1 protein-coding gene is annotated in these 316 nt (G+C 63.9%); it reads right to left on the bottom strand.

Annotated features, from left to right (window positions below; genetic code table 11):
• Window positions 1-316: UvrB/UvrC motif-containing protein (locus E5X34_RS32730; RefSeq protein WP_292573372.1), on the bottom strand; the 316-nt coding region annotated here is incomplete at both ends.

Here is a 316-nt window from a genome sequence, read left to right as displayed (position 1 = left end):
CGCGCAGCCGCTTGATCTCGTCGCGGATGCGGGCCGCCTTCTCGAAGTCGAGGTTGGCGGCGGCGTCACGCATCTGCTTGTCCATCGCGTCGAGATGGGCTTTCAGATTGTTGCCCATCATCGCGCCGGCGCTATCGGTGAACTGAGAGATGTCGGCGCGGACGTGGTCCTTTTCGTAGACCGAGTCCAGGATGTCGGAGATGCGCGACTTGACCGATTCCGGGGTGATCCCGTTGGCCGCGTTCCACTCCATCTGCTTCTCGCGACGGCGGTTGGTCTCGGCCATCGCCCGTTCCATCGAGCCGGTGACCTGGTC

The organism is Mesorhizobium sp. (assembly GCF_004963255.1).
GTDB lineage: Bacteria > Pseudomonadota > Alphaproteobacteria > Rhizobiales > Rhizobiaceae > Mesorhizobium.
Note: the sequence above shows the minus strand (reverse complement) of the source record. Positions and strands in the feature narration are given on the sequence as shown.